At 35.1% G+C, this 25,050-nt stretch carries 24 protein-coding genes; 17 read left to right on the top strand and 7 right to left on the bottom strand.

Annotated features, from left to right (window positions below; genetic code table 11):
* Positions 1-90: 90 nt before the first annotated feature.
* Entirely contained in the window at positions 91-867 is a 777-nt protein-coding gene (locus tag MHHB_RS05085; protein WP_131007590.1) for an ExsB family transcriptional regulator, read from the top strand.
* Here MHHB_RS05085 and MHHB_RS05090 read toward each other — a convergent pair.
* Together MHHB_RS05090 and MHHB_RS05095 are read right to left on the bottom strand one after the other, a co-directional pair.
* Positions 864-1,844 (bottom strand): cobalt-precorrin 5A hydrolase, encoded by a 981-nt coding sequence (locus MHHB_RS05090; protein WP_131007591.1) that lies wholly within the window; start codon positions 1,842-1,844, stop codon positions 864-866. The genes MHHB_RS05085 and MHHB_RS05090 overlap by 4 nt on opposite strands.
* A 324-nt stretch (positions 1,845-2,168) precedes the next feature.
* Positions 2,169-2,987, bottom strand: coding sequence for an SPFH domain-containing protein (locus tag MHHB_RS05095; RefSeq protein ID WP_131007592.1), 819 nt, complete (start codon positions 2,985-2,987; stop codon positions 2,169-2,171).
* A 110-nt stretch (positions 2,988-3,097) separates the two neighbouring features.
* On the opposite strand from MHHB_RS05095, the gene trm5b reads away from it, so the two are divergent.
* The 8 genes from trm5b (at position 3,098) to fwdC (ending at position 9,866) form a co-directional block, all read left to right on the top strand.
* Positions 3,098-4,129, top strand: a complete 1,032-nt coding sequence (gene trm5b / locus MHHB_RS05100; RefSeq protein WP_131007593.1) for a tRNA (guanine(37)-N1)-methyltransferase Trm5b — start codon at positions 3,098-3,100, stop codon at positions 4,127-4,129.
* Positions 4,130-4,575: 446 nt separating this feature from the next.
* The gene (locus MHHB_RS06495) at positions 4,576-4,749 is read left to right on the top strand and encodes a hypothetical protein (protein WP_192893826.1); all 174 of its coding nucleotides are present in this window, start codon (positions 4,576-4,578) and stop codon (positions 4,747-4,749) included.
* A 294-nt stretch (positions 4,750-5,043) separates the two neighbouring features.
* Positions 5,044-5,511: a 4Fe-4S binding protein gene (locus MHHB_RS05105; protein ID WP_131007594.1), complete on the top strand. Its 468-nt coding sequence runs from the start codon at positions 5,044-5,046 to the stop codon at positions 5,509-5,511.
* A 1-nt stretch (position 5,512) separates the two neighbouring features.
* Positions 5,513-6,598, top strand: a complete 1,086-nt coding sequence (gene fwdF, locus MHHB_RS05110) for a tungsten-dependent formylmethanofuran dehydrogenase subunit FwdF (protein WP_131007595.1) — start codon at positions 5,513-5,515, stop codon at positions 6,596-6,598.
* An 18-nt stretch (positions 6,599-6,616) separates the two neighbouring features.
* Complete coding sequence (locus MHHB_RS05115) at positions 6,617-6,856, top strand: 4Fe-4S binding protein (protein ID WP_131007596.1); 240 nt, start codon at positions 6,617-6,619, stop codon at positions 6,854-6,856.
* A gap of 10 nt (positions 6,857-6,866) precedes the next feature.
* Positions 6,867-7,259 carry a tungsten-dependent formylmethanofuran dehydrogenase subunit FwdD gene (fwdD, locus tag MHHB_RS05120; RefSeq protein ID WP_131007597.1) on the top strand — a complete coding sequence of 131 codons (393 nt, stop codon included), beginning with the start codon at positions 6,867-6,869 and terminating at the stop codon, positions 7,257-7,259.
* Positions 7,260-7,275: 16 nt separating this feature from the next.
* Positions 7,276-8,979, top strand: a complete 1,704-nt coding sequence (fwdA, locus tag MHHB_RS05125) for a tungsten-dependent formylmethanofuran dehydrogenase subunit FwdA (RefSeq protein WP_131007598.1) — start codon at positions 7,276-7,278, stop codon at positions 8,977-8,979.
* A gap of 71 nt (positions 8,980-9,050) precedes the next feature.
* Complete coding sequence (gene fwdC, locus MHHB_RS05130; protein ID WP_131007599.1) at positions 9,051-9,866, top strand: tungsten-dependent formylmethanofuran dehydrogenase subunit FwdC; 816 nt, start codon at positions 9,051-9,053, stop codon at positions 9,864-9,866.
* Positions 9,867-10,038: 172 nt separating this feature from the next.
* Here fwdC and MHHB_RS05135 read toward each other — a convergent pair whose 3' ends face one another.
* From MHHB_RS05135 to gatB, 3 genes are all read right to left on the bottom strand, one after another.
* Positions 10,039-10,686 carry a protein-L-isoaspartate O-methyltransferase gene (locus MHHB_RS05135; protein WP_192893827.1) on the bottom strand — a complete coding sequence of 216 codons (648 nt, stop codon included), beginning with the start codon at positions 10,684-10,686 and terminating at the stop codon, positions 10,039-10,041.
* Positions 10,674-11,909 (bottom strand): MFS transporter, encoded by a 1,236-nt coding sequence (locus MHHB_RS05140; protein WP_131007759.1) that lies wholly within the window; start codon positions 11,907-11,909, stop codon positions 10,674-10,676. The genes MHHB_RS05135 and MHHB_RS05140 overlap by 13 nt, the downstream gene beginning before the upstream one ends.
* A gap of 206 nt (positions 11,910-12,115) precedes the next feature.
* The gene (gatB, locus tag MHHB_RS05145) at positions 12,116-13,531 is read right to left on the bottom strand and encodes an Asp-tRNA(Asn)/Glu-tRNA(Gln) amidotransferase subunit GatB (protein WP_131007600.1); all 1,416 of its coding nucleotides are present in this window, start codon (positions 13,529-13,531) and stop codon (positions 12,116-12,118) included.
* Between the two features lie 317 nt (positions 13,532-13,848).
* Between gatB and MHHB_RS05150 the strand changes: the two genes are divergently transcribed.
* Both MHHB_RS05150 and rnz read left to right on the top strand, forming a co-directional pair.
* On the top strand, positions 13,849-14,247 hold the full coding sequence (locus MHHB_RS05150; RefSeq protein WP_131007601.1) for a helix-turn-helix domain-containing protein: 399 nt from the start codon (positions 13,849-13,851) through the stop codon (positions 14,245-14,247).
* A gap of 17 nt (positions 14,248-14,264) precedes the next feature.
* Positions 14,265-15,257, top strand: coding sequence for a ribonuclease Z (gene rnz / locus MHHB_RS05155; protein ID WP_131007602.1), 993 nt, complete (start codon positions 14,265-14,267; stop codon positions 15,255-15,257).
* Here rnz and MHHB_RS05160 read toward each other — a convergent pair.
* Positions 15,231-16,346: a metallophosphoesterase family protein gene (locus MHHB_RS05160; RefSeq protein ID WP_131007603.1), complete on the bottom strand. Its 1,116-nt coding sequence runs from the start codon at positions 16,344-16,346 to the stop codon at positions 15,231-15,233. The genes rnz and MHHB_RS05160 overlap by 27 nt on opposite strands.
* Before the next feature lie 244 nt (positions 16,347-16,590).
* On the opposite strand from MHHB_RS05160, the gene MHHB_RS05165 reads away from it, so the two are divergent.
* Positions 16,591-17,385 (top strand): RlmF-related methyltransferase, encoded by a 795-nt coding sequence (locus MHHB_RS05165; RefSeq protein ID WP_131007604.1) that lies wholly within the window; start codon positions 16,591-16,593, stop codon positions 17,383-17,385.
* A gap of 241 nt (positions 17,386-17,626) precedes the next feature.
* On the top strand, positions 17,627-18,892 hold the full coding sequence (locus MHHB_RS05170) for an MBL fold metallo-hydrolase (protein WP_131007605.1): 1,266 nt from the start codon (positions 17,627-17,629) through the stop codon (positions 18,890-18,892).
* Here MHHB_RS05170 and MHHB_RS05175 read toward each other — a convergent pair.
* The gene (locus MHHB_RS05175) at positions 18,884-19,264 is read right to left on the bottom strand and encodes an Sjogren's syndrome/scleroderma autoantigen 1 family protein (protein WP_229701929.1); all 381 of its coding nucleotides are present in this window, start codon (positions 19,262-19,264) and stop codon (positions 18,884-18,886) included. The two genes, MHHB_RS05170 and MHHB_RS05175, sit on opposite strands and share 9 nt — an antisense overlap.
* Positions 19,265-19,381: 117 nt before the next feature.
* Here MHHB_RS05175 and MHHB_RS05180 point away from each other — a divergent pair, with 117 nt between their 5' ends.
* From MHHB_RS05180 to arfB, 4 genes are all read left to right on the top strand, one after another.
* Positions 19,382-20,509: a DNA double-strand break repair nuclease NurA gene (locus tag MHHB_RS05180; protein WP_131007606.1), complete on the top strand. Its 1,128-nt coding sequence runs from the start codon at positions 19,382-19,384 to the stop codon at positions 20,507-20,509.
* Between the two features lie 263 nt (positions 20,510-20,772).
* Positions 20,773-21,555, top strand: coding sequence for a proteasome assembly chaperone family protein (locus tag MHHB_RS05185; protein ID WP_131007607.1), 783 nt, complete (start codon positions 20,773-20,775; stop codon positions 21,553-21,555).
* A 177-nt stretch (positions 21,556-21,732) separates the two neighbouring features.
* Complete coding sequence (locus MHHB_RS05190; protein WP_131007608.1) at positions 21,733-23,892, top strand: acetate--CoA ligase family protein; 2,160 nt, start codon at positions 21,733-21,735, stop codon at positions 23,890-23,892.
* Entirely contained in the window at positions 23,855-24,523 is a 669-nt protein-coding gene (arfB, locus tag MHHB_RS05195) for a 2-amino-5-formylamino-6-ribosylaminopyrimidin-4(3H)-one 5'-monophosphate deformylase (protein ID WP_192893828.1), read from the top strand. The genes MHHB_RS05190 and arfB overlap by 38 nt, the downstream gene beginning before the upstream one ends.
* The last annotated feature ends 527 nt before the right edge of the window (positions 24,524-25,050 follow it).

Below are 25,050 nucleotides of genomic sequence, written 5' to 3' on the forward strand. Positions count from 1 at the left end.
ATTAAATTTTATTATTTTTAAATTCCCACTCTGATCGGGAAACTATTCGAAATTTTTTATTTTATCTCAATATTACTAATGATGATATATATGTATCCAGAGGTAAGGGATATCAGATTAAAAATTTCAATGAAAAACTTAGAGAACTTCTACAGTAGTGGAGTGTTGGAGCCTCAAATTTACAATAAGTTAAAATTACTCCTATCACTTAGTAGGGATTTTAAAAAATTTCTAAAGTATATACTTGAAGAGGATAACGGTGAAAAAGAGAGAACTGTCGTGGCGTTCAGTGGAGGGGTAGATAGTACTGCATCTGCTTTAATCTCGAAGAAGGTCTTTCATGTAGTAGGTGTTACTATCTATTCACCGATCATAATGGAGAAAAAAGATAAGGACAAAATATCATATTTGGTAGAGAAGTTGGGAATAACTCATAGATTTATAGAGGTAGATCTTGAGGATATAAAGTTAGGTGCATTGGAGGGAAGGTATCATCCTTGTGGTAGGTGTCACAAAAGGATAGAAAAGTGTATTTTAAACTACGCCAGAGTGGAAGACATTAGGTATGTAGTATATGGAGATATGTTATCAACTGGTTATCTATCTATCGTAAAAGAGGATGATGATATAATAAGAATAAACATGCCATCCTTCCTTTCCCTAACGAAGAACCAATGTAGAGAGATATTAGAGAGTATAGGTATAGAAATAAAACAGAGATACACCTGTCCCCTCCTAAGGATCGCCCATAGGTATGAGAGAAATAAAAAATTTACCATCCAGAGGATATTAAGGGAGGTTAGGGCCCAGGTAGTAGATAGCAAAGAGGGGTTAAAAAATATTTTAGAAGTGCTATATCAACATTAACCTGCACCTATAGAAACTGTAACTCCATTATTTTTAAACTTTTTAAGTATAAGAACCACATCTCGAGGATCGATATTTTCTCCTCTTAATTTAGATACTCCCAAAATAGAGACTGGTTCAGATACTCCGTAGACCCCTAAACTTTTAAATACAAAAGGAGATTTTTCTAGATCATTCCTTATCTTATATATTTTCATTATCTCCTTCTTTGTGAAGGTATAAAGTTTTCCCTTAAACTTCCTTACACTTTCCAAAATTCCATTTTCCCTTTCTTTTATATCTATAGTTGCGAATCCATCCACTCTCCAGGGAGGTATATTTCTTATATAGAGTGCCTTTTTAACAGTCCAATATACCTTCCAGGTTTCAATCCCCTTTCTACATCCTAAACCTACTACAACGTACTTTTTAGGTAGTATTATATCATCCACTACTATGTAATCCCTGTTGTGATAGTGTACGTTGTAGGTGTTCTCTATCCTTCTATCAATCACTTTCCAATTTCTTGGTAGATAGAGGTCTACCTTCTCCTCTAACACTTTTCTGTTTATCCTAAGTATATCTTTCTTTTTAGGAGTTTCCAAGAAGTACATTCTGGAGAGCTCATCTATACCAACTTTGTTGTTTGTATCAGTTGCCGTAGTTAGCACAGCCTTTCCTCCTAACTCCCCTTCTAATAACCTGGAAAAGTAGTTACCTCCACCGAGATGGTTGGATAGTAGTGGGATGATATACTCCCCATTTTCATCTACAACTATTACAAAAGGATCTCTTGTTTTGTCATTCTTTATCTTATCTATACACTTTCTTATCACAATACCCACTGCCATTATAAAGATAAATCCCTTTTCTACCCCCTCTATCTGGAGATCCTTTAAGTGACAGGTAGAGGAGGAATATCTGTAGTATTTTAGGATATCTTCTATTTTTCTAGCTATGTTTTTTCCCTTTTCAGTGATATAAACTATTTTTATCATGTCCATCCATTTTTGTAATTGTTCCCGTAAGGTTTTATTTTTATTGATAGTTTTTTCCTTTAGAGTTTTTTGTTATCTTTGTTATTATAATAATATATAATAATAAAAGTAAAAAACAGCAAAAGATTAGTAAATAAAAAAGAGATAAAAAACTCTTAAAAAGAAGGATTATCAGAGATCTCGTTATACGTTTAGGATAGGGATTTATTTTTTGTTTTGACCTGTATTTATCTATATACTTATATACTTATAGTTTATACTATTATTTTATTTTTATTATTATTTTATAATTCATAACTTTTTATCTTTTACCAGGATCTAACTCTATTTACTCTTCTCCTTACTCTTCAGTAGATTCTTGACAAGATCCAACACATTTTCAGATATGACAAACTTACTATTATCTTTTAGAACTATACTGGCTACTTCGAGAGCCTTGTAGAGTTGAGCCTCATTTTTAAAGTACTGCTGTGCAGCCTCTGCAACTATTTTTATAGCCTTTGCCTGTCCTTCGGCTTCTATCCTTAGACTCTCGGCAACCCCTTCTGCCTTTAATATCTTACTCTGTTTCTCTCCTTCTGCCTCGAGGATTGCTGCCCTCTTTAACCTCTCAGCCTTCATCTGCTGAGTCATAGCATTTTTTATATCTTCTGGAGGGTCTATCTCCCTAAGTTCTACCTTCTCAACCCTGACACCCCAGGCATCTGTATCTCTATCTAAAGTCTCCAACAATTTCGAATTTATAAATTCTCTCCTATTAAGTACTTCATCTAATTCCAAACTACCTATGATAGCCCTAAGTGTTGTCTGGGCTAGATTTATTATGGCGTATTCATAATCTTGAACTTCTAAAAGTGCTCTCTTTACATCTATAACCCTGTAGTAGACAATTGCATCTACTGAAACTGTTGCATTATCCTTTGTAATCATCTCCTGAGGTGGTATATCTATAACCTTGGTTCTCATATCTACCTTTGCAGGGTACTCTATAAAAGGTATTATTATATTTACTCCAGGATGTAGTAATCTAGATACTTTTCCTAGTCTAAATACTAATCCGGATTCATACTGGTTTATTATAACTACAGATTTTATAATTATATATAGAACAATTAGTCCTATTATTAGCCAGAACCAGCTCATTATTTCACCCTTGTTTTAGAGTAATTATTTATTATATATATTAATAGCTCTATTATTAATTATTAATTAATACTGTTATTATGATCATATAATCAAAAATATGGGATCTTATGTACTGCTGTAAGGTATATAGGAAGGAAGGGGAAAGGGTAAGAAAATATCTCTTAGATAGAGGGCTACTGAATAGAGAGTACAAGATAAAGAAAAAGGGGGATTTTTTATACATACCTCTTATTAGAAGGTTAGAACCTATATTGGAAGGGGAGTTAAGATCCTTGTTTAGTAATATAGAGTTTTTAGAGTTGGAGGAGGAGTTTCAAAGGAGAAGATGTGGTAAAAAGAAAATGAGTTTTAGAGATTATCTTCTTAAAAACTTCAAAGAAGAGATAGAAGAAGGATTGGTATCACTCTCATACGATGTGATAGGGAGTATAGTTATACTTCAGATTTCTGAAAAGATAGATATAGAGACTAGAAAGGAGATTGGAAAAAATGCTTTAAAACTTATACCTTCTGTTAAAACTGTCTTCAGGAAAAAGGGAGGTATTGAAGGGGACTACAGAATCCGTAAGTTGGAGTTGTTAGCTGGAGTGTATAACACCCTTACACTCTACAAGGAGAATGGTTATAGATTGTGGGTAGATGTGGAAAAGGTGTATTTCTCCCCTCGTTTAAGTTGGGAGAGAAAGAGAATAAGGGAAATGGTATCTTCCAAAGATATTGTAGTGGATATGTTCTGTGGTGTTGGGCCCTTTTCCATAGCCTGTAGGAAAGCTAAGAAAGTGTATGCTATAGATATAAATCCCTATGCCATAGAATTACTTAAGAGAAATATAGAGTTAAACAAGGTTAAAGATAAGATTGTGCCTATACTGGACGATGTAAGGAATGTAGAGGTGTCTGGAAACAGAGTAATCATGAATCTCCCGAAGTATTCCTACAAATTTGTAGATAAGGCGTTGGATATTGTGGAGGATGGGGGTGTTATTCACTACTATACAATAGGTAAAGATTTTAAAGATGCAGAGAAGGTATTTGAGTCTAAATGTGATTACGAGATACTGGGGAGAAGGGTAGTGAAATCCTACGCACCAAGGGAGTACGTTATAGTGCTGGATGTGAAGGTCAATAAACAAATCTGAATAATAAAAGGGAACCACTTATTCTCACATATTCTATCCTAAATTTTTTTAATGTTTAAGCACTGGAGAAATAGAGTATGATCTTATCTACTATATTCTAATTCCCATCAAAAAACAATAAAATATATTATAATAATAAAAAGTGTAATAAAAATAATTTTTTATCTTAATGTTCAGAAAACATTACGAGGTAAAGATATTGTTTATAGTCGTTGAGATTTTTATAATATATTTTTTTACTTTTTTACTATATTTTTAATTATTACTTTAATAGGAAGTAGATTATCCTCCTATTATTTTTATTGATAACAATTTTATCATTATTTTTAATTACAAAAAAGATTTATCATTATTTTTAATGAGCAAAAAGGCATATATATCAGTTTTTTCCACTTTATAGTTAAAGATTAAAATCATATGGTAAAAAAGGTGAAGAGGGTGATATTATGAATGTAAAATTAGATATTGTAACCTTTAAAGATGATGAAAAAATTAAAGAAATTGATGAATTCTCAAAGGATCTAAAAAGGCCCTACAGAATGGACAATAAAATAAAAATACTGGCCTATATATTTAGTATATTGATCGTAATATCAGCGTTGTTTAATATAGTGCATTAAATTAGGGTAGAAGAGTTAGATGTTAATACAATAAAGGGGTCTTTTTTTTGGGTAAGATAAGTGGTTATCTAAAGGATTTATAATGAATAATCATGAAGGTTGTAGGGGATTAAATTAAGAACATTATTAGTAGTGTACACTTATATCTATATATTTAAATACATAGATATATAGGATGTTAATATAGCTAACTCAAATATATAAAATTTACTATCAACTATAGTTAAAAAAATATATAAAATATTAATAAAGAATGTTAGTTATACTAACACTGGATCGATGTTAGTGACATCCATGCCAGAGCATATCCTATCAGGAATCAAGGCCATAGTGGCAATGAAACTTAGAAGGGAGGGGAAATTACAGAAGGAAATAGCAGAATATCTAAATACAAATAGAGCTGAGATCTCCCACTATCTACAGGGAAGGCATCCATCAAAAAGGGTCTTGAAAGTGTCTGAAGAGATCTTAAAATTACCTCCTCAGTATGCAGTAATGATTATAAACTCCCTCAGTAATGATAAAGAAATCACATCGAGGATAATCAAGGTGTTATACAACACCAGGGTAGAGGTAGAAAAGGATAAGTGTATCTTCTGTGGAGAATGTTTAGAATGTCCCTACAAAGCTATAGAGAGGGACAGTAGTGGTACAGTTGTTGTTAATAGCAACAGATGTAGAGTATGTGGGAGATGTATATCTCTATGTCCAACAGATGCCTTGAAATTAGTATTTCTAAATAACAACAAATTGGGGGAATAAAATGACATTGGTAAAGAAAAAGTTTATTGAAGTAAAAAAGGAAAAATTAGGCAAAGATTTTAAGATAATAAGGGAAGGATCTGTTGAAAAGAGAGTGCTCTACTGGAGTGATGACTACTGTGTTGGCTGTGGTATCTGTGAAGATATCTGTCCAGTTGGGGCTATAGAGATGGGTCCCTTAGGTGCTATCTTTAAAGGTGTAGTGGATGCTCCAAAGTTAGATGTGGATAGTTCAAAGTGTGTACTCTGTGGCATGTGTGCAGCTGTATGTCCTTTTAACGCTATGGACTTGGAGATAAACGGTACTTCCATAAAGAAACTTCCACAGTTTCCAAAGATTAAAAGGGATATCACTATAAATCAGGATGTATGTGTCCTATGTAAGCAGTGTGAAGTGGTATGTCCCCAAGCTACCATCCATGTTGAAAGAGAAGTTCCTGAGAGAAAAACCCTGGTTTTAGGGGAGATATCCATCAACAAAGATCTCTGTGTATTCTGTGGAATATGTGCAGATTATTGTCCAGCAGATGCTATAAAATTGATACCTAACGAGGAAACCCCACTAACTTTGAACCCCTATAAGGATATAGTAATAGATACAGAAGTCTGTGTATACTGTAAGGTGTGTGAAAAAGCCTGTCCCCATGGAGCTATAGAAGTGATATGTTATAAGTGTCCCCTTGTAAAGAGGATAAAGACACCTGAGATACATAAAGAGATAAAAGGAAAAGTTGTTGTAGATAAAGACTTCTGTGTTGCCTGTAGTTGGTGTGAAAAGGTATGTCCAGTAGATGCTATAAAGGTGGAGAAGCCATTTGAAGGGAAGTTGATTATAAAAGAGGAACTTTGTAGTGGTTGTGGAGCATGTGTCGCTATATGTCCATGTAATGCATTGGCATTCCCAGAACCAAAGGAACAGGGGGAGAAGGTTCCGAAGTTGGTTGTAAATCAGGATGTATGTATCCTCTGTGGTGCTTGTACCAAGGCATGTCCTGCAGGTGCATTGGAAGTTAAGAGAACAAAGGGAAATATGACAGATACCAAGATACTTGCATGGAAGAAGGCATTTGATAAGTTGTTAAATTAAAAAGTCATAGGTGATCTTATGTATAAGTTAGAGGTGTATCCGGAGAAATGCCACGGATGTGGAAACTGTGTTATAGCATGTCCTGTAAATGCCAGAGATCCCAACGTATTTGGAGGAAAAGGTCCAGAAGACGACAGTAAAGTTGTAATGAGGATTATAAATGGAGTTGTTACCATTATCAACGGCGATCTATGTAAAGGATGTGGAGCATGTGTGGAAGCCTGTCCTGTAGATGCTATAAAACTTATAGTAGAGTAAAGGTGATACGATGAAGTTTATATTGAATACGGGAAGAACTATCTGGCAGGGGGAGGCCATAGAAGCAGGGAAAAACCTCGAGATGTACAGAAAGGCAGCAGCAGTTTGCTATATAAATAAAGAGGATATGGAAAAGTTAGGCCTAAAAGATGGAGATACTGTAAAGGTAATATCAGAGTATGGAGACGTTGTAGTCTACGCAAAGGAAGCAAGTGAGCATATGCCTGAAGGTATGGTCTTTATACCTATGGGTCCTTGGGCAAATAGTGTAAGCTCACCTAAAACTGACAGTACTGGAATGCCATCTTTTAAGGATGTACCTGTTGAGATAGTAAAGGCTGAGGGGGAGAAGGTTCTCTCTATGAGTGAACTGATGAGAAAGAAGTACATAGAAAGGGATTAACTTTGAGGTGATCTAGATGGAATACATCATAAAGAATGGGATTGTATTTGATCCCTTAAATAGGATAGACGGAGAAAAGATGGACATCTGTATAAAGGACGGCGTAATTGTAGAATCTGTATCTAAGGATGCTAAAGAAATAGACGCCAGTGGATGTGTAGTAATGCCTGGAGGTATAGACTCCCATACTCACATTGCAGGACCTAAGGTAAATACTGGAAGATTGATGAGGCCAGAGGACAGTTATAGAGATATTTATTACAAAAAAGGGTTGAAACCAGGTACTGGGTTTTCCATCCCTTCAACCTATAAAACAGGTTACCAATACTGTGAGATGGGATATACTACTGTAATAGAAGCTGCAATGCCTCCACTGAAGGCAAAACATGTCCATGATGAATTTGTAGATACTCCCCAGATAGACAAAGGAGCGTTAACACTATTTGGTAATAACTGGATAGTTATGAAGTATCTTAAGGAGAAAGAATATGAACTATGTGCTGCCTACGTAGCTTGGGTTTTGAGGAATGTAAAGGGGTTTGCCATAAAGATAGTAAACCCAGCTGGAACTGAAGCCTGGGGATGGGGAAAAAACGTCCATGGTCTTGATGATCCTGCCCCTTATTTCGGTATAACTGGAAGGGAGATAGTAAGAGGACTGTGTAAAGTAAATGAAATGTTGGGACTACCTCACTCCATCCATGTCCATCCAAATGACTTAGGACACCCTGGAAACTGGAGAACAACAATAGAAACCATGGGCTGTGTTAAGAATATGGAACCTAAACCAAAATATGGGAATAGAGAGACCGTGTACTACAATACCCATGTCCAATTCCACTCCTACGGTGGAACATCCTGGAAGGACTTCGTAAGTAAGGGAGTTGAGATTGCAGAGTACGTTAATAAGGTAGATCATGTGATGATAGACGTAGGACAGATTACTTTAGATGAGACAACAACTATGACTGCAGATGGGCCTATGGAGTACGATCTTCACATGTCAACAGGTAACAAGTGGGCAAACTGTGACGTTGAATTGGAGACAGGTTCTGGAGTTGTGCCATTTTACTACTCTCCAAAGGGACCGGTATATTCTGTACAGTGGGCAATTGGTTTAGAAATATTCCTCAATACAGATCCTAGTAAAGTAATACTTGCCACAGATCATCCAAATGGGGGACCATTTACTAGGTTCCCAAGGATAATAGCCTGGTTGATGAGTAAGAAGTATAGGGACTACTGGTTAAATGAAAAGGTCCATAAATGGGCAAGGACAAGATCATCAGTTGGAGACAACGATAAGGAATACACCATGTACGAGATTGCTCAGATAACTAGGGCAAATCAGGCAAAAGTGTTAGGACTTAGTCCAGAGAGAGGGCACCTGGGAGTTGGAGCTATAGCTGATATCGCCATTTACGAAATAGCACCTGAAGAGAAAGATCCAAAGATTATCGAGAGAGCATTTAGATACACTAAATACACATTCAAGAGAGGAGAGATAGTTGTTAAAGATGGAAACATAGTTAAGGAGATATTTGGAGATACCATATATGTAGATGTGAAGATAGATGAAACCTTAGAGAAGGAGATGATGAAGGACTTAGAGGAAGTATTTAAGAAAAACTACACTGTTCAGATAGAAAACTACAAAGTTTCTGATCATTTAGCTAACAGTTGGAAGGTTATCCAGATAGACAGCTCTGAGATCACTTAATTATTTTAAAAATTCAAAATTTTTATTATTTTAATAATTTTATTATTTAATAATAAAAATTAGGTGAGAGAATGGAAATTATACTTACACTTAAAGAAGATATAACAGTTCCAGTGGAGTTAGATGCACTACTTCCTGAAAAGATAGATAATATGGATGTGGAGGAAATCAAAAATATAAAGATACCACAGGGAAGGACAACTGTAAAGGTAGGGGAGTTATTCGATGTTGAGATAAGAGAAAGTGATACACCAAAGATGACAATAAAGAACTCCTCCATTAAGTTAAAGAGGGTTGGAGAAGGAATGACCACCGGGGAGATAGTAATAGAGGGAGATGTTGGTATGCATGTAGGCGCAGAGATGAAGGGAGGTAGGATAGTTGTAAATGGAAATGCAGATAACTGGGCTGGTAGGGGAATGAAAGGAGGAGAGTTAGTAATAAAAGGAAATGCGGGGAATTACGTAGGTTCTGCCTATAGAGGAGGATACTGGGGAATGTCTGGAGGTACTATAGTGATAGAAGGAAACGCCGGCCATGAGATAGGAGAATACATGACTGGTGGTAAAATACATATCAAGGGAAATGTAGGGTACTTTGCGGGCATCCATGCAAAGGGAGGGCTTATAGTAATAGATGGGGATGTCCCTGGTAGGTTAGGCGCAGAGATGATAAAAGGGGCTATTGTTGTAAATGGTAAGGTCTCTGAAATACTACCTTCCTTTAAATACAAAGGTATAGTTGAAAATCCCGTTATAAAGATAAAGAAGAAAGATGAGGGAACTAAGATAGAAGGAGTTTACCACATGTTTGCAGGAGACTATGTAAATAATAAACCTAAGGGACAGTTGTATATATCTGTAGATAGGAATCCCCATCTAGGATAAAAAGACATGATACTTAATTATCTATTTATATTTAAATGTAATGTAGAATGATAATTAAAATGATCAGAAATAAAAATAGTTAAAAAGATTGATAAATAAAATAGTAGATAACAGAAACTCTTAGAAAAATTCTACTTATTTTCCTGGTATATAGGATAATGATAATTTTTAACTACTCTCTCCATCCTTCTTCTCCAATAAGAGGGACAAATGCAACCTCACACAACCTTTTCTCAAATACTTTGCATTCTCTTTTTTCCAAGAGTATCAACTCCTGAATTTTCCTACCTACGGGAGCTACTATCTTTCCACCATCTTTCAACTGATCTATTAATGGTTTAGGTACCTTTGGACCTGCAGCTGTAATGTATATCCTGTCGTAGGGAGCGAGAGGTGGGTATCCCAAGGTACCATCTCCACATACAACTATAACGTTGTCATAACCCAACCTCTTAAGTACTTTCTTAGCCCTTTCAGCCAATTCAGGTATCCTCTCTATAGTCACTACTACACCATCTTTTCCAACAATTTCAGCCACAACGGCAGCATGATATCCTGAACCTGTACCTACCTCTAAAACTTTCTGCCCTTCCTTTAGATCTAGGGCTTCACACATCATACCTACCATATGTATTGCAGATATGGTCTGGCCATACCCTATACTTAGAGGTGTATCTATATAAGCATACTCCTTCAACTCTTCTGGTAGGAATTCTTCCCTTGGAACTTTCAAAAGGGCCTGGATAACTTTTTCATTTCTTATATATCCTTCTCTCTTTAACCTTTCCACAACTGGAATCATCTCTTTTATAACCTGCATAATTTCCCTTTTTTTCTATTCAACAAATAGTTACATATACTTACAACAATTAATATAAGAGAAGATATTTTGTACATATTAGATAGTCCAAAGACATCTGCAAGATATCCCAATACTACGGCACCCAGGAACATTCCAATATTTAAACTTGTGGTAAATACTCCCATGGCTGCTCCCTTTTCCTCCACACCTACTCTCTTCATGGCCTGGGAATTTACAGCGGGAAGGAACATGGCTCCACCTATGGCAACCAATTCCAAAGCTGAAAACATTTTAAGAATAGGAGGGAGAGTTGTTAAACACATGGGAAATATGGAAAGTAAGTAAAATCCAACTGCACTTAGGAGCAGTCCTCCACACACCAATAGAGTTTCATATTTACTATCTCTATCGTATATCTCCCCAAATTTCTTTTGGAAGGCACCCATAGTTAAATTTGTAGCGGCTATTAAGGCCCCAATTTCATCTAATCCTATATAATTACTAGCATATACTGCCAGGTAGGCAATAATACCTGTATTTACAACATAATATATTAAGTTTATAATATATGCAGAGAAAAAGTATCTATCCTTTAAAAACTTCATAAAAAAGAACCTTCTTTTAACAGGTGTCTCGTATTTTACTATAAGTTTCGAGACATATGTAATACTTCCATCCTTGTTTATCTTTATATTCTTCAATTTAAAGAGACATATTAAGAAGGATAAAAAACTTAAAGCACCACAAAAGTAGAAGGGTGCTTCTATACCATACCACTTTGCAATTACACCCCCTACCAAAGGTCCCAGGGAGAAGCCTAAAGGTAGTGCAGAGTTGAATAGTCCCATATACTTACCAAGTTTTTCCTTAGGTGCTACTGTGGCAACATAGGCTCCAGCCACAGGGTTTATAAGTGAAGAAGATATCCCGTTAAGTATTCTTAACACTATCAGATGTATCACAGAATTTGCAAAAGGATAGAGTATAGTGAAAAAACCATAAAAAAAAGTACCTATTAACAGAAATATCTTCTTACCATATTTATCTGAGAAATACCCTACAGGTATCTGTGCAAGGGTCCTTGCAAGTGCGAATGAACCAAAAATAATACCAATTTCAAAATTTGATGCCCCAAGTAGTTGGGCATACTTTGACATCAGTGGAGCTATTAGGCCTATTCCGATCATAGTTATAAAGGATATAAACCACAGTATAATCACAACCTCTGTAGGATTGTACATCTCTTTCAACATTTCACCATTTTGAGTAAATATAGTAAATATCTTAAAATCTTATGATTGGAAATAAAATTTTTAATAGGAATATCTTAAAATATTCAAAATTTATAGTAAGTAGATAACAATTGAGAGAGATACATCACCTCGAACTTTTGGAATTGATAGACTTAGTTAGGATAATAAAAAATTTATTTAAAAATAAAAGAATTTTACACCATAGTATCTAACTTCTCCTTCAATATCTTAACAACCTTCTTAGGTTCTGCCCTTCCCTTCGTTAACTTCATTACCTGGCCCATCAGGAAGTGTAGGGCTACTTTATTTCCATCTAAGTAATCCTTAACAGCTTTGGGATTGTTTTTGATAGCTTCCTCACAGGCCTTTACAAGGACATCGTCTTCAGTGATTACAGTTAGTCCCATCTCCTCTACAATTTCCCTTGGGGACTTCTTTCCCCTATGTTCTACCATTATTTCGATAATCTTTTTACCGATCTTCTGACTTATAATGTTATCAGTGATCAGTCTTATAAGTTCCGTTAAATGTTCAGGTTTTAGGTTACTCTCCAGGAAGTCTATCTTGTTATACGCCAAAACCCTTTTTAACTCGTTCCTTATCCAGGTTACTGCAAGGTTTACATGTTTCTCATTCACTCCTAGATCCCGAACAACCTTCTCAAAGACTTCGGCAAGGGCTAAATCAGAGACTAAAACCTTAGCATCCTCTTCCTTTATCCCATACTCCCTTATAAACCTTTTCTCCTTCTCAAGAGGAGTCTCTGGCATCTGGGATTCTACTTCTTTAATCCATCTCTCATCTATTACAATAGGTTGGATGTCAGGATCTGGTATATACCTGTAGTCCTCTGCAGTTTCCTTTGTTCTCATTGCCCGTGTGATCATCTGGGATTCCATAAATGCCCTAGTCTCCCTCTTAACCTCGCCTCCCCTCTTCAGAATATTCTTCTGTCTTATAAACTCATACTTTAGAACCTTGTAAACTCCTTTGATAGAGTTGATGTTCTTTACCTCAACCCTATTTCCCTGAATGCCTCTGTAATTAACGGAGATATTTACATCTGCCCTCATGGTACCTTCTCCCCTGAGATGTCCAATGTATCTAAACAACCTCATCAACTGTTTTAGAAACTCCCTAGCTTCTTCGGGAGATCTTATATCTGGTTCTGTGACAATCTCAATCAGCGGGATACCACTTCTGTTGAAATCTACAAGACCTAAATCAGGTTTGTACTGCCCAGGATCCTCTTCCAGGTGCACCTCCGCTATCCCAACATTTAAGAATCTTCCATTTACACCGATGGGGACAGTTGTTCTCTGATAACCACTTGGTAGATCTGGGTAATCGTAGTGTTTCCTCTGGAAGTAGATATCTTTATCAAGTACTATCTCACAGTTCAACATCTTTGCTACCATGATGGCTATATCTATAGCCTTTTTATTGGGGGGCATAGGTCTTGCTCCAGGGAGTCCCATACATACAGGACATACGTTAGTATTTGGAGGTACCTCGTTGTAATTAGTTGGACATCTACAGAACAATTTAGACCTAGTTTCCACTTGGACGTGTATCTCTAAACCACACTTCATAGTAGTTTCTCCATCCATAAAAATCACCGTAGTATTTTTTATATATATCAAAAATCTAGTTAAATCTTAAAAAAATTATTGTTAATTAAAGTTGTTATTATTAACATTAGTCCACTAATAATAAAAATATAAAAACATATTAAAAAATTTAACCAGACGATGAATAAATCCACCTAAGGTAAAGAAGTTGCTACCATATACATTACACTTTAACCTGTTATATAATACTTCTATGTTATTTAAAAAATAGATATTTTATTCCTATTTTAGGAACAAAAGTTAATACTTAATGTATTTATACTATAACATTACAAAAATATTATTGTGGTGATTCAATGAATAAACCCCTATTTAAATCACCTATCTCACCCTTAACCTTGGAAAATATAATGTGTTGTATATTTAATATAAAACCTTTAGATGTTGCTGTATATTTTACCCTCTTGAAAAAGGGACCTTCCAAAGTGAGCGAAATTGCAGAGTTGTTAAATAGAGACAGAAGTACAATCCAGAGATCTGTACAGAATCTAATAAAGGCAGGTCTTGTGAAGAGGAAGCAGGTGAATCTTAGAAAGGGGGGTTATTTCTACAGATACGAGGCAATCTCCTTCAATGAGATGAAGTGTAAATTATTGAAAACTATGGAAGAGTGGTATGACCAGGTTAGAAGATGGATAGGTGATATAGACAATATGAACTTGGAGGAGTATATCGGAGAACATGTTAAAAAATAATAAATAAGGAGGATATTATGAAAATAGTATTCTTAGGAACAGGTTCTTCCATACCTACAAAGAAGAGAAACCAGCCTTCAATAGCACTTAAATACAACGGAGATGTGCTCCTCTTTGACTGTGGAGAAGGTACCCAGAGGCAGATAGTCCATACAGACATCTCTCCTATGAAGATAAAGCATATATTTATTTCACACCTCCATGGAGATCATATACTAGGTATTTCAGGTCTTCTACAATCCATGGGGTTGAACAAGAGGAAAATCCCTATCCATATCTACGGTCCTCCAGAAACTGAGGAGGTAATAAGGAGTGTGATGAAATTAGGTTTCCATACAACCTTCGATATATATATACACGAAATTTCCACTGATAGTCCCCAGTGTGTTTTAGATGGGGAGAAGTATCAGATATATTCCTATCCTATGAAGCACTCAGTGCCTACATTAGGTTACATATTTAAGGAGAAGAAAAAACCACAGTTAGATATAAAGAGAGCAATGGAGTTAGGAGTAATGATGGGCCCAGATCTGAGAAGATTGAAAGAAGGTTACCCAGTGATATCCAAGGATGGTAAAAAGGTATATCCTGAGGACGTTCTACTTCCTCCAAAGAGAGGAATATCTATAGCCTACAGTGGAGATACCTTACCAGTTAAGGGCTTTGGGGAATTTATAAGGTCCTTGGATTGTAGAATACTGATTCACGAAGCTACCTTTGACAGTACTAAAGAAGACCATGCCATTGAAACCATGCACTCCACGATAGAAGATGCTATAAACATTGGATGTATTGGAAAAGTGGAGAAACTTATACTCACCCACCTTTCTGCAAGATATGATGATGAAACAGAGAATTATCTAAGAGAGTTTAAAACACTTAGGGAAGAGAAAGGTATAGATGCTATAGTTGCAGAAGATCTTATGGAGTATCCACTTATCTCTAAAGGGGGAGGGAACATAGGAGTTAACGTCAGTTGTCACCTAAAAGCCTCTAAGGTAATCCTCTAAATATCTATACAGATTCCCTCCTTTTATCACTTCATTGTAAATCCCATATACAAAATTTACGTCGTAATTTCTACTCTTCAAGAACTCCTTAAACACTTCATCAACATCTGTATTAGCAATATTTAATATTTCTTCCTCAGTAATTCCATCTAAGTACGTTATCTTCTTATAGAGGATTTTCTTACTTTCCAGTGCTCTCTCCAACCTCTCAGATAGATCTCTAAGAACGGAGCAGATAACCACAGGTTCATATTTAGATTCTAAATTTTCAAGGAATCTTTTAAAGGATTCCTCATCTATTATACATTTATCCACTACAAAATCTCTGCATTTTATATCTATTCTTTCTACGTCCCTTATATCAAAGTCTTTTCTACTAATATCTACTAAATAGAACCCTTTTCTATTTTTTTCATAATCTTCATATTCGTCGTATCTACATATCTCTGTAGAACCACTGTAGGCGAGGATTCCTTCTCCTACACATTTTAATATCCTCCGGTGTATATGTCCTCCAGCGTAATATTTAAATCCCCGGGGGAGATCTTCTAACTGTATCTCGTAGGTTGGAAAAGCTGAGTAAGAGTACAGGTCCTGGTGGAAGAGAAGTATTCTATCCCTGTAGTCTTTAGAGGCTACTTCTATCATCTTGTAGATCTCATGAAGAGTATCTACTCTATTTCTCGGAGTATAATCACTACCTCCTATAAACACTTCCCTACCTTCTTTTTTAAATATATGGTACTTCTTTTTAAAGAACGTCTTAAAATGATCACCTAAGATTTTCTTGAGTACTGTAAAGGGAGATTTCTTAAAAGTCCTCCTAGGTATTTCGTGGTTTCCATGTATTATATAGATAGGTATTCCACTCTCTATCAATTTCTTGAAACCTTCTATTGCTGTATAGAGAGCGTTAACTGAAGGCTCCGAATTCTCAAAGAGATCTCCACTGTGCACAACAAAGTCTGGCTTTATCTCTATTATCTTATCTATACACTCCCCAAATGCTCTGTATATGTCTTTTTCTCTTTCATCTAAGTTGTACTGCCTATATCCAAGGTGATTATCTGCGATATGGACAAACTGCAAGATATCACCTGATATATTAATTCAGATATATTTTTTATTAAAATTATTTTTTTTATTATTATTTTTTATTGAAGTTATATGTAAATCAGATCATTTATGTTTTTAGAGTCTTCTCTGAATATATTTATACTAATGTTATGCCTTTTTACTGCTACAACTCCCATAATATATTTTAACTCTTTATAGTTTTTTTGTAATAAATATTATATACCAAACTACAATAATTAAAAACTCTGGGATTCTTATGGAGTTAGGACTAAAAATAGAGGATGCTGTAAAGCTAAACCCGGAATTAAAAAAATACACCTACTACAAAAACGGAAAAATAAGAATAGATTTTAAGAGTAAAGAATCTCTCTACCTCTACAACAAAACTGTACTGAAATATGTATTTAACATAGATATGGATTTCCACAGAGATGCTCTAATACCAGCACCTATCAGTAGATACCTCTTTATAAAAAACCTATGTGAGAGTTTTAAAGAAGAAAACAAAAGGAGTATAGACGATGTACTGGAGATAGGAACAGGTTCAGGTATTCTTGCCATCATGATTGCAAAGTACTATAGGTGCAATGTCTACGCCACAGAAGTTGTAGAAGAGTATATAGAGTTGGCCAAGAATAACGTTATTAGAAACAGCTTAGAGGATAGGATAAAAATAATAGACTCTAAGGGCAAGGTCATTGAAGGGATAACCAAAATTGAAGGTAAAAAGTTCGATATAATCGTATCTTATCCCCCTTTCTACCCACCACATTCTGTACCATCTAAGAGGAGTTTTGGAGGAGCCTACGCCAGGAATGTAGAGTTAATTGGTGGGGGAAAATATGGAGAAGAATTTTCTTTAAGGATCCTCAGAGAAGGTATAAAGTATTTGAGAGAAGGAGGAATCATTGGACTTATGATGCCCCATAAACCTAAGGAGAGGAGAAAGATAATAGAGGAAGAAGTGGTTAATTTAGGATTAATTTTGGAGACAGATAAGATTAAAATTGGTAAAAGAATAAGACATATTATAAAGGGGTATCTCCTTTAAAGGGTAATTTTAATTTTTTATCTTTATAATAGTTTTTTATTATTTATTATCTTAATATTGAGGGAGATCAAAATAAATTTTTTAAAATAATAAAAAAGAGAAAAATAGACACTACTGCCAACTTCCAACTTAAATGGTTCTTGGAACATCTATAATTATCCATAAACCTGTAAACTACTTCACTTTAAATAGTTATTAAAAACTACTATATATATTTTTACAAAATCAAAACGTGGAGATCATGCCGGTAGTTAGGTTTCACGGAGGATGTCATCAAATAGGTATGTCTTGTATAGAGATAGATACAAAAAAATCCAGAATACTTCTAGATTGTGGTATGGATCCTAACAAAAACACTGTACCAAATATAGATCCGAAGGATATAGATGCTGTACTGGTATCTCATGCTCACTTAGATCACTGTGGAGCTATACCCTGTTTCAACTTCAAGAAAATATACTGTACAACACCTTCTGCAGATCTCATGTATATACTCTGGAAGGATGTTTCAAAACTCTCGAAAATTTACGGTGAAAAGGAGATAAAAAGAGCCCTGGATGTTATAGAAACTGTAAATTACAGGGAGAAGAAGAAAATAACTGAAGATATCACCATGGAAATGTATGATGCTGGCCATATCCTTGGGAGTTCTTCTATATACTTAGATATAGATGGGAAGAAGGTGCTCTACACTGGAGATATAAACGAGAGGGAAACTAGAACGTTGAAACCTGCAGATACAGATATAGAAGAGATAGATACTCTTATAATAGAATCCACTTACGGTTCACCTTTAGATATAAAACCTGCTAGGAAGACATTAGAGAGACAACTTATAGAGGAGATCTCAAGTACTATCGAGAAAAAGGGTAAGGTAATAATACCTGTATTTGCAGTTGGAAGAGCCCAGGAAATAATGTGTGTAATATATCACTATATGAACAGTGGAGCCTTGGAGGAAGTACCTGTATATGTAGATGGTTCTATTATCCATACCACTGGAGTCTATCTAAGTTACTCTCACTGGCTGAATCCAAAGATGAAAAGGATTTTAGAATGTGGACAGAATCCCTTTGGATATGTAAAGAAAGCTGATAGCAGTGTCTTCAATGAGGATCCCTGTATTATAATATCCACCTCAGGGATGCTCCAGGGAGGTCCAGTACTCCAGTATTTAAAACTTCTCAAATATCCTACCAACAAGATTATCCTAACAGGATATCAGGCTGAGGATACCTTAGGAAGAGCATTGGAAGAAGGAGCAAAGGTAATCAAACCCTTCAAAAACGAGATACCTGTTAGAGGAGAGGTGGTTAAGATAGAGTTCTCCGCACATGGAGATTACAACTCCCTTATAAGATACCTGAAAAAGATACCCACTCCAAATAAGGTATTTGTGGTGCATGGGGAGAAGTATCAATCATTATCTCTGGCTATGACTATATGGAAATCCCTCAAGGTCCCCACCTTTGCACCTCCAGTGGGAAGTGTATTGCCTCTATTCTAATTTAGACTTTAACTTTAGAAGAGCTTTGATGGCGTCGGTAATCTCCATTATTCTGGCGATATCGTATTCTTCATCTAACTTTTTAAATAAGTAGTCTATTTTTCTCTCTAATATTTTTATGCCAGTATCTTTACTGTAGGGAGGCACTGTATCCTTCTTATCTTCTTTATTAATATCTGTTATATTGTTTCTCTCTTTCTCCTCCTTTTTCTTCACTACCTCGCAGTATACACAGTATTTATTTCCTCTGGTATCTTCGAATAGGGGAAAACCACAAACTTTACAATGTTCTCCCAGCATCTTTGAACCTTTCAACATCTCCCTTGCAGCTATCTTTATAACATCCATCTCATTGTTTTCCACATCTTTCATAGTATCACGCTTTAATTTTTAAAGATGGGTTTATATACTACTACTATAAAAACTATATATAAGAATATTAAAAGATTGATATTTAAGGATGTATTTAGATTTTTAATAATTAATGAGGTGTCTCCTTTGAAGTATTATTATATTCTTAGTAAAAAGGAGGAGATCTCCAAGTTGATAAAGAGGATAAAGAGGGGGATCGACTATAATAAACGGATAGTTTATAACAACAACAGTTGGATAAGTTGTAACTTCGAAGGTAATGGATGTGAATATACATTTGCTGGAGGAGATGGTAGTTTCAACAGGATAGATTATACCGATTTCTGTTTCTACGTGGTGGGATCTGTCTCCTATACTAACAGAGTAGGGGAGAAATTAGAGGATTCCATCTCTTCCTGGGAACCAGGTATTGTTATTCCCTACAAGTATATGGAGTATAGGCTTAAACTATACATGATCAACATGGAGTTGAAAACTGCACTCTGGAACTTTGAAAACAAGGATATAGATTGCTACCTATTTGACGGTTCCCTCTATTCTCTAATTATACAGACCCATATATACGGAGGTAGGATTAACGGAGAAATTATAAAGAGTTATGAGGAGATAGTAGAGTATTATAAAAATTATAAAAAAGATATAAAAAATGAAATCTACGAAGATCTTAGTAATAATAAATTAACACCTCTTACAGATACTGTCAGGAATATTGAAGATAATAATCTTAGGGTTATACTGGAACAGGTTGAGTATATAGTACTACTAAGGGAGATTATTAAAAACTACGGGGATAAATTTGTAGGAATATCAAAAACCTCTAAAATGAGCATATACTCTAAAAAATACAACGATGGAACTTCTATCTTTAAGACTCTTCCTGATATGGGGATCTTTTCAATAATAGAAGGTACTGGTTATTCTAAACCTGTTAATCTGGCAGATAAAAAAGAGGTGGATAACGACATCTACTACAATATACATTACTTAAAGAGATTCAATTTTGATATCAATGAGTTGTACTATCAGTTTGTAAGGTTGGATAGGAGGGGAGGAGTTCTAAATATCACATCCTTTAAAAAGTTAGACGAGAATTTTTTTATAAATCTAAGGGATATATCTATGAGAGGTTATCCACTCATACTTAAAAAGAGTCATGATGAGGTAAAGATCAGTGATAAAGATATGAAGAAATGTGCCAAATTGTTTAAGTTATACGACAGTAGAGATAGGGATAAAGTATTATAAATAGTTACCATCTAAGTGATAATTTAAAAATTATCAACAATAAATAATAAGAATGAATAGGATAATATAATAACAGAATTTTCCTCTTTATCTCAGTGTTCAGGAAAGATCCTGGGATATAGGATTTATTATCTCATTTTTTACTAATTGTTTTTATTGGGATTTTTATTATAACAATGTTATATTCTTTTTATTTAATGGAACTAAAATATATAAAACAAAAATAATAATAAAAATAATAATTAAAAAATTAGGGTGTGGTTATGGTCGAAATTATAGAAAAGGTAATAAAAAAAGTTGAACCCCTAAAAGATGCAGTACTTATAGAAGGACTTCCTGGAATAGGACATGTTGGTAGGATAGCAGCGGAGCATCTTATACAGGAGTTTCAGGGAGAGAAGATTATGGAGATCTACTGTGATGACTTTCCTCCTCAAGTGTTGGTAAATGATGATGGTACTATGGAGTCTATGAATAACGAGATCTACATTATAAGGGAGCCTATTCCTATGGTGGTGGTCACTGGAAATACCCAGGCTCTATCTCCAATAGGGCAGTATCAACTCTCCAAGAGATTGGTAGAGATTGGAATCAAATACGGTGCAAGAATAACTTATACCCTCGGTGGATTTGGTATAGGACGTATAAAGGAAGACCCTCTTGTCTACGTTGCTGCCACCTCAAAGGAACTTGCAGAGAAAATAAAGGCTCATGGAGCACTCTTTAGGGTAGATGGTGGAGGTATAGTAGGTGCTGCAGGTTTGATGTTAACATTCTCAAAGTTGATGGGAATTGAAGGAGCATGTCTCATGGGAGAGACTCCCGGCTATCTCATAGATCCAAAATCTGCAGGGAAAGTGTTGGGAGTACTCTCTAAGGTTCTCAATATTGAGATAGATATGAAGGAATTAGAGAAGAGAGCTAAAGAGATGGAGGCCTTCTTAGAGAAAATCAGAAGATTCGAGAAACAGTTAGAACGGGAGCACCTTATGATTGGAGAGAAAGATAAAAGACAGAGGGACGAAGATTTAAGGTATATTGGATAACTTTTTTAAAATTATATTTTATAATATTTATTTTAATGTTAAATATGGCTATTATTTTTATTATATTTATATTTTTATTAATTATTTACAGAAGTTAGATTTAATTATTAAGTTATGTAAGATATTATTGATATTATTTCTGATTGCTAATTCATATTATATAAATAGGGATAGGTTATGTTAGATGCTATCTTCAATCCAAAATCTGTTGCAGTAATTGGTGCTTCCAATATCGAGGGAAAGGTAGGTTATTCAATAATGAAGAATTTAAAAGCTTTTGTGGAATACAGCCCTGATAACAAGGTGTATCCTGTAAATCCAAAGTACAGTAAAGTGTTAGGTTTCAAATGCTACAGATCTATATTAGATATTCCAGAGGAAAGTATAGACTTGGCAGTTATAGCTGTACCTGCAGAGTATGTGCCTACAGTGTTGGAGGAGTGTGGAGAAAAGAGTGTAAAGGGAGCAGTTGTTATTTCAGCAGGTTTCTCAGAAGTGGGCAACTACCATTTAGAGGATGAAATAAGGACCATAGGTAGGAGATACAACATAAGAATAATCGGTCCAAACTGTCTCGGTATAATAAACATGTACAACAGGTTAAATGCATCCTTCAGTAAGGAGTACTTTAAAGAAGGCAACATTACATTTATATCCCAGAGTGGGGCTCTGATAACTGCTGTGTTAGATATAGCTCCTCTCTTAAATCTAGGATTTTCTAAGATTGTAAGTTTAGGAAATAAAGTAGATGTACAGGAAAGTGATATACTGGAGTATCTTATACAGGACAACACCACAAAGGTAGTTGTACTCTATATAGAGAGTATCAAAGATAAAAAATTTATAGACAGTGCAAGGAAGTTGGCAAAGGTTAAACCGATAATAACACTTAAGGGAGGTAGATCTGAAGAAGGAGTGAAGGCTATCTCCTCCCATACTGGAAGTTTAGCAGGAGATATGCAGATATACAGTGCAGTATTTAAAAAGGGAAAAGTTCTTACAGTGGAAACCTTCGAGGAGTTGGTAGATCTGATGCATCTATTTTCTACCCAACCTCTTATGGAGGGGAGTGGGTTGGGAATTGTTACAAATGCAGGGGGCTTTGGTGTGATGGCTGCAGACAGTTGTAGGAAGTATGATTTAACGCTCCCTGATTTTGAACCTTCAACAGTGGAAAAGTTGAGGAAGTATCTTCCACCTACATCATCTATATCCAATCCACTGGATCTCATAGGGGATGCAGATACCGACAGGTACCGACACGCCTTAGAAACCCTTATAGAAGATAAAAATATAAATGGAATACTTGTAATACTGACACCTCAGGAGATGACAAAACCTTTAGAGGTTGCTGAAGTTGTGGTAGATATAAAGGAAGAGATAGAGAGGAGAAAATTGTCAAAGGTGATAGTTGCCTCCTTCGTTGGAGGAGTATCTATAAAAGGTTCAAAGAGTTATTTAAGGAAAAATGGAGTTCCTGCCTATATATCTCCAGAGAATGGTGTAGAAGTACTCTCCCGTTCTTATAAGTACAGTATTATGAAGGTACAGGAAGATGATTGTAGATACTTGGAAGATATAAGATCCCAGCTGATGGAGGTTAAGGAAGAGAATTTGGATACTATAAAAGAACTCCTAAGCAATCCTAACGAGTACAACTCAAAGAGATTCTTAAAACTCCATGGTATAGAGGTGCCTAAAGGGTATTTAGTAAAAACCCTGGAAGAAGCTGAATACTACGGTAGTATCTTGGGAGATGTTGTGATGAAGATATGTTCTAGATACATACCTCATAAATCTGATATCGGTTGTGTTGTAGTAAAACCAGAGGATGTTGGGGAGACTTTTCACAGGATTATGGAAAGAGGAGAGAATTATCTAAAGGAGAGGGGAATTAAAGGCGAAATAGATGGTGTACTTATAGAAGAATACATCGAAGGGATGGAACTTATCGTAGGGGGGAAAAGGGATAAGGTATTCGGCCCAGTGATCATGGTAGGGTTAGGAGGAGTGTTTGTAGAGGTGATGAAGGACGTCTCCTTTGCAATCCATCCCATTACAAGGGAGTATGCCTTGGATACTTTAAGGGAGTTGAAATCTTACAAGGTATTAGAGGGGATAAGGGGACGTCCAAAGAGAGATATAGACTTTGTAGTAGATACTATGATGAGACTTGGTTTAATTATGGAGTTGTATCCAGAGATAAGAGAGATAGATATAAACCCTCTCTTTGTAAAAGAAGAGGGCAAAGGTGGATACGTAGGAGATGCACTGATAATCATTGAAGATGAGGGATATATTGGAACTGAGATGGGAAGCAGGAAATATAATAGATAAGAAGGTTCATGAGGTAGGCGTTATCGCCTTAGGTTCCTTCTTGGAGAATCACGGCTCTGCACTTCCCATAGATACAGATGTAAAGATAGCATCCTATATATCCTTGATGGTTTCCTTGATAACAGGTGCCAAATTCTTAGGGATAGTGTTGCCTTCAACAGAGTACTCATATGTAAAACACGGGATACACAACAAACCTGAAGAAATAGTAGATTACTTAAGATATATACTCTCCTGGAGTAGGAAGTTAGGTATTAAAAAGGTGTTGATAGTAAACTGTCATGGAGGTAATATTCTTATCTCTAAGTATTTGGGCGATTTAGAGAAGGAGTTTAATCTAAAAATAGTAATGAAGAATATCACATTTATTCACGCTGGAACTGAAGAGGTATCCGTTGGAAGTGTTATAGGTATTGCAAGGGAGGATAAAATAGAAGATCACCATCCCAGTAAATATCCTGAAATAGGTATGGTAGGATTGAAGGAGGCAAGGGAGAATAATAAGTTGATAGATAGAGATGCAAAGATCGTTGAGAAGTATGGAGTAAAAATAGATAGAAAACTCGGAGAGGAGATACTTAATAGAGCTATAAAGGAGTGTGTAGAGTGCATTAGGGAGTTGATAGGTTAATGTTTTTTATTATATAAAAAAGTGTAATTAAAATTGTTATAATGGAAATAATAGATTCCTAAAAAAATATAACAGAATATTAATAATATATTAATAATAACGAAACTAGGAGATATTAGGAGGTCTTCTTTTCCTCTAAATTTTAGAAGTGGGAAATATTATATCAATTATGAGTAGATATTTATTATTTTTAAAATCTATCTCCTCATTTTTTATCTTATTACTATCTCCAGAGTTTTGTAGATATAAACTTTGTCTCCTTCAGGGTTTTTCAGTTCTCAGGATCACTCCAAAGAAGATAATAACAATAATTAAACACTCTTTATTTACATGATCCTTAACACTAGAAGAGAAGAAAAAATTTCGTTAACTACTTTTCTCCTTTTAACGTTTTCTTATCTTTTTTAATTATTTTTATATTTTATTTTATATTTTAACTATTACTTTTATTTGGAGATTAAGAATATTACAAGTTTTGAAATTAATGTTACGTGATTGAGTATAAAGATTATAAAAATTTTAAATTA

Source organism: Methanofervidicoccus abyssi, from assembly GCF_004310395.1.
Classification (GTDB): domain Archaea; phylum AGJL01; class Methanococci; order Methanococcales; family Methanococcaceae; genus Methanofervidicoccus; species Methanofervidicoccus abyssi.

Coding starts and splice junctions, on each gene's coding strand:
- MHHB_RS05085 (WP_131007590.1), top strand. CDS start 91: ATGTATCCAGAGGTAAGGGATATCAGATTAAAAATTTCAATGAAAAAC.
- MHHB_RS05090 (WP_131007591.1), bottom strand. CDS start 1,844: ATGATAAAAATAGTTTATATCACTGAAAAGGGAAAAAACATAGCTAGA.
- MHHB_RS05095 (WP_131007592.1), bottom strand. CDS start 2,987: ATGAGCTGGTTCTGGCTAATAATAGGACTAATTGTTCTATATATAATT.
- trm5b (WP_131007593.1), top strand. CDS start 3,098: ATGTACTGCTGTAAGGTATATAGGAAGGAAGGGGAAAGGGTAAGAAAA.
- MHHB_RS06495 (WP_192893826.1), top strand. CDS start 4,576: ATGAATGTAAAATTAGATATTGTAACCTTTAAAGATGATGAAAAAATT.
- MHHB_RS05105 (WP_131007594.1), top strand. CDS start 5,044: ATGCCAGAGCATATCCTATCAGGAATCAAGGCCATAGTGGCAATGAAA.
- fwdF (WP_131007595.1), top strand. CDS start 5,513: ATGACATTGGTAAAGAAAAAGTTTATTGAAGTAAAAAAGGAAAAATTA.
- MHHB_RS05115 (WP_131007596.1), top strand. CDS start 6,617: ATGTATAAGTTAGAGGTGTATCCGGAGAAATGCCACGGATGTGGAAAC.
- fwdD (WP_131007597.1), top strand. CDS start 6,867: ATGAAGTTTATATTGAATACGGGAAGAACTATCTGGCAGGGGGAGGCC.
- fwdA (WP_131007598.1), top strand. CDS start 7,276: ATGGAATACATCATAAAGAATGGGATTGTATTTGATCCCTTAAATAGG.
- fwdC (WP_131007599.1), top strand. CDS start 9,051: ATGGAAATTATACTTACACTTAAAGAAGATATAACAGTTCCAGTGGAG.
- MHHB_RS05135 (WP_192893827.1), bottom strand. CDS start 10,686: ATGCAGGTTATAAAAGAGATGATTCCAGTTGTGGAAAGGTTAAAGAGA.
- MHHB_RS05140 (WP_131007759.1), bottom strand. CDS start 11,909: ATGTACAATCCTACAGAGGTTGTGATTATACTGTGGTTTATATCCTTT.
- gatB (WP_131007600.1), bottom strand. CDS start 13,531: ATGGATGGAGAAACTACTATGAAGTGTGGTTTAGAGATACACGTCCAA.
- MHHB_RS05150 (WP_131007601.1), top strand. CDS start 13,849: ATGAATAAACCCCTATTTAAATCACCTATCTCACCCTTAACCTTGGAA.
- rnz (WP_131007602.1), top strand. CDS start 14,265: ATGAAAATAGTATTCTTAGGAACAGGTTCTTCCATACCTACAAAGAAG.
- MHHB_RS05165 (WP_131007604.1), top strand. CDS start 16,591: ATGGAGTTAGGACTAAAAATAGAGGATGCTGTAAAGCTAAACCCGGAA.
- MHHB_RS05170 (WP_131007605.1), top strand. CDS start 17,627: ATGCCGGTAGTTAGGTTTCACGGAGGATGTCATCAAATAGGTATGTCT.
- MHHB_RS05175 (WP_229701929.1), bottom strand. CDS start 19,264: ATGAAAGATGTGGAAAACAATGAGATGGATGTTATAAAGATAGCTGCA.
- MHHB_RS05185 (WP_131007607.1), top strand. CDS start 20,773: ATGGTCGAAATTATAGAAAAGGTAATAAAAAAAGTTGAACCCCTAAAA.
- MHHB_RS05190 (WP_131007608.1), top strand. CDS start 21,733: ATGTTAGATGCTATCTTCAATCCAAAATCTGTTGCAGTAATTGGTGCT.